We start from the raw sequence: 3489 nt of genomic DNA, 5'->3' as shown, positions 1-3489 counted from the left end.
ACGGCCATTGTTGCACCGCGCTTGCGTGGGGCGCAGGTCGGTGTGGCCTGCGCCCCACCGCGTGCTTCAGCGGCGGCACTCCGGTGCGCCGCCCGCGCGCCGCAGGGAGGCCACCAGGTCGCGGCGCTCCGGCGCGTGCGGCCCGCCCGCATAGGTCATGCCGGTGCCGGGCACGGTGGCCGCCGGGTTGCGCGGGTAGCGCTCCAGGTGTCGTCGTTCCAGACAAGGCCGGCCTTGGCCATCGCCGGCGAGTAGGCAAAAGCCGCGCCGGCGCCGGCCCTGCGCCCCGGCAAGCCGCAGTGGCGCGGCCCGGTGCGGTCGGCCGCCAGCGAGTGGCAGCCGGCGCAACGCGCGTAGAGCGCCGCGCCGCGCGCCGCATCACGCCATGCTCGGCTTCGGCGTCGCTGCGCAGGATGCTGCGCACGGGGCGAAACACCAGCCGATTGTGGCGCCGGATGATGGCGCTCGAAGGCGCCCGCCTGGCCGCGGCAGGCGCGGGCCGCGAGCTGCGCGCCGTCGCCTGGCGCAAGGGAATTGCTGGCGGTGTCGTGCAGGATGGTCATTGGGTGCGCGCGGCGGGCGCGGCGTTCCCGCCTCGGCCCACCTCGACCACCAGCGCCGGGTCGAAGCGCGCGTTCTCGATCACGCCGTCGCGGCTGTAGCCGCGCGGATTGCACAGCACCCGGGTGCCACCGGCGTCGTAGTCGAAGCTGTCGTGGGTGTGGCCATGCACCCACAGGCAGGCCCGCTGCGCGCCCAGCAGGTGGTCGGCGTGCGAGACGAAGCAGGCGTTGAGCGGCGAGCCGGCAAAGCGCGGATGGATGCTGCGCGCGCAGGGCGCATGGTGGGTGACGACCACCGTCGGGCCGTCGTGCGGCGCCGCCAGCCTCTCTTGCAGCCAGGCCGCGTGGCGCGCGAACAGCGCCGCCGCCGCGTCGGGCGAGAACAAGGTGTCCTCGCCTTCGGCCAGGCGGATCCGCTGGAAGTCGCGCATGAAGCGCAGGGCCGCCGCCTGCGCCGCGTCGCGCTGGCGCTGTTCGGCGAACAACCGGAAATCGGTCCACAGCGTGGCGCCCAGGAAGCGCACGCCGTGCAGCACCAGCTCGCCCATGTCCAGCAGGTGCACCGAAGTGCCCGCGCACAAGGCCCGCAGCCGCTCCAGGGTGCCGGTGATGCTGGCGCCGTAGAACTCGTGGTTGCCCGGCACCAGCAGCACCGGCTTGCCCAGGCCGGCCGCCCAGGCCACCGCCGGCTGCGGCCGCGCGATGTCGCCGGCCAGCACGATCGCGTCGGCGTCCGTGGCCGGGCAGTCGAAGCCGGCCTGGCTCAGGTGCAGGTCGGACAGGATATGCAGCTTCATGCGCCCCCAATCTATCACGCCGTGATAGATTGGGGCCATGACCGCGCCGAGCTCCGGACCATCCGGCCCCGCCACCCTGCAGGCGGCGATCCTGGCCCAGGCCGCCGACGCCATCATCTTCGCCGACCGCCAGGGCGTGGTGCGGCTATGGAACCGCGGCGCCGAAACGGCATTCGGCTACTCCGCCGCCGAGGCGCTGGGGCGAGAGCTGGACTTCATCATTCCCGAGCGGCTGCGTCCGGCCCACAATGCCGGCTACGAACGGGCGATCGCCAGCGGCCAGGTGCGCAACGCGGGCCGCGCCGTCACCACCCGCGCGGTTGGCAAGGGCGGCGCGCGGCTCTACATGGCGATGAGCTTCTCGCTGGTCAAGGATGCCAGCGGCGCCGTGCTGGGCGCCGTGGCGATCGGCCGGCTCAGCCCCCCACCGGCTTGCGCAGATCCAGCGTGAAGGGGAACTCGCGGCTGCCCGGCACGTTGATGCTGGCGGGCGGCACGTGCAGCCGGCCCGGCGTGTGCCCCATGGCGAAGAAACGGGCCAGGCGGCGGCTTTCGGCCTCGTAGGCGTTGACCGGGAAGGTCACGTAGTTGCGCCCGCCGGGGTGCGCCACGTGGTACTGGCAGCCGGCCACCGAGCGGCTCATCCAGGTGTCGACGATGTCGAACGTCAGCGGCGCATGCACGCCGATGGTCGGGTGCAGCGCCGATGGCATCTGCCAGGCCCGGTAGCGCACGCCGGCGACGAACTCGCCGACCGTGCCGGTGGACTGCATCGGCAAGGGCTTGCCATTGACGGTGACCACGTAGCGGCTTTCGTTCAGGCCGGTGACCTTGACCTCGATCCGCTCGAGCGATGAATCGACGTAGCGCACGGTGCCGCCGGTGGCGCCTTCCTCGCCCATCACGTGCCACGGCTCCAGCGCGTTGCGCAAGGTGAGGTCTATGCCCAGCGCCTGCACCGCGCCGGCCACCGGGAAGCGGAACTCGAAGTGCGGCGCGAACCAGGCGGCGTCGAAGGCGTAGCCGGCCGCGCGCATTTCCTCCAGCACGTCGCCCATGTCCATCCTGATGAAGGTCGGCAGCAGCCAGCGGTCGTGCAGCTCGGTGCCCCAGCGCGTGGCGGGGGCGCGGTAAGGCTCGCGCCAAAAGCGCGCCACCAGCGCGCGCAGCAGCAGCTGCTGCACCACGCTCATGCGCGCATGGGGCGGCATCTCGAAGGCGCGCAGCTCCAGCAGGCCCAGGCGGCCGGTGGAGCTGTCAGGCGAGTACAGCTTGTCGATGCAGAACTCGCTGCGATGGGTGTTGCCGGTGACGTCGACCAGGATGTTGCGCAGCGTGCGGTCGACGATCCAGGGCGGCATCGAGTCGCCGTAAAGCCGGCGGTTGCGGTCGATTTCCCGTAGCGCGATCTCCAGCTCGTACAGCTGGTCGTTGCGCGCCTCGTCCACTCGCGGGGCCTGGCTGGTGGGGCCGATGAACATCCCGCTGAACAGGTAGCTCAGGCTCGGGTGGTTGTGCCAGTACAGCAGCAGGCTGGCCAGCAGCTCGGGGCGGCGCAGGAACGGTGAGTCGGCCGGCGTGGCGCCGCCCAGCACGAAGTGGTTGCCGCCGCCGGTGCCGGTGTGGCGGCCGTCGGTCATGAACTTCTCGGCCGACAGCCGGCACTCGAAAGCCGCCTGGTACAGGAACTCGGTGTGCTCGACCAGCTCACCCCAGTTGTGCGCCGGGTGGATGTTGACCTCGATCACGCCCGGATCCGGCGTGACCTGCAGCACCTTCAGCCGCGGATCGCGCGGCGGGGGGTAGCCTTCCAGCACGATCTTCAAGCCGAGCTCCTCGGCCGTTCCCTCGACGGCGCCCAGCAGCTGCAGGTAATCCTCCAGCCGCGCCAGCGGCGGCATGAAGACGTACAGCGCGCCACTCTTGCCGCCGTGCTCGGCCTCGGCCTTCGGACCGTTGGCGCGCTGCGGATCGCGCACTTCCACGCACAGCGCGGTGCGGGTGACCCAGTGGGCCGACTCGTGGCGGGCCGGCACCCGGCTGGACGCGGTGGTGCCGCCAGCGCCACCCTCGCGCCGCCGCGCCGGCTGGGCGTCGCCCAAGCGCGCGAGCTCAGGGGGCAGGCCCGC

At 72.3% G+C, this 3489-nt stretch carries 4 protein-coding genes; 1 reads left to right on the top strand and 3 read right to left on the bottom strand.

Annotated features, from left to right (window positions below; genetic code table 11):
- Window positions 1–155: 155 nt before the first annotated feature.
- Together JWP65_RS09235 and JWP65_RS09230 are read right to left on the bottom strand one after the other, a co-directional pair.
- On the bottom strand, window positions 156–563 hold the full coding sequence (locus tag JWP65_RS09235) for a c-type cytochrome (RefSeq protein ID WP_299762998.1): 408 nt from the start codon (window positions 561–563) through the stop codon (window positions 156–158).
- Entirely contained in the window at window positions 560–1360 is an 801-nt protein-coding gene (locus JWP65_RS09230; protein ID WP_299762996.1) for a metallophosphoesterase, read from the bottom strand. The genes JWP65_RS09235 and JWP65_RS09230 overlap by 4 nt, the downstream gene beginning before the upstream one ends.
- A gap of 37 nt (window positions 1361–1397) precedes the next feature.
- Between JWP65_RS09230 and JWP65_RS09225 the strand changes: the two genes are divergently transcribed.
- Window positions 1398–1811, top strand: a complete 414-nt coding sequence (locus JWP65_RS09225) for a PAS domain S-box protein (RefSeq protein ID WP_299762994.1) — start codon at window positions 1398–1400, stop codon at window positions 1809–1811.
- Here the strand turns inward: JWP65_RS09225 and JWP65_RS09220 are convergent.
- The coding region (locus JWP65_RS09220) for a transglutaminase family protein (protein WP_299762992.1) at window positions 1777–3489 on the bottom strand (1713 nt) is incomplete at its 5' end. The genes JWP65_RS09225 and JWP65_RS09220 overlap by 35 nt on opposite strands.

Source organism: Ramlibacter sp., assembly GCF_028292805.1.
Lineage (GTDB): Bacteria > Pseudomonadota > Gammaproteobacteria > Burkholderiales > Burkholderiaceae_C > Ramlibacter.
This window is presented reverse-complemented; position numbering and strand designations above follow the sequence as displayed.

What these genes read in the sequence shown, in the direction of transcription:
- JWP65_RS09235 (WP_299762998.1), bottom strand. Translation starts at nt 563, where the DNA reads ATGACCATCCTGCACGACACCGCCAGCAATTCCCTTGCGCCAGGCGAC.
- JWP65_RS09230 (WP_299762996.1), bottom strand. Translation starts at nt 1,360, where the DNA reads ATGAAGCTGCATATCCTGTCCGACCTGCACCTGAGCCAGGCCGGCTTC.
- JWP65_RS09225 (WP_299762994.1), top strand. Translation starts at nt 1,398, where the DNA reads ATGACCGCGCCGAGCTCCGGACCATCCGGCCCCGCCACCCTGCAGGCG.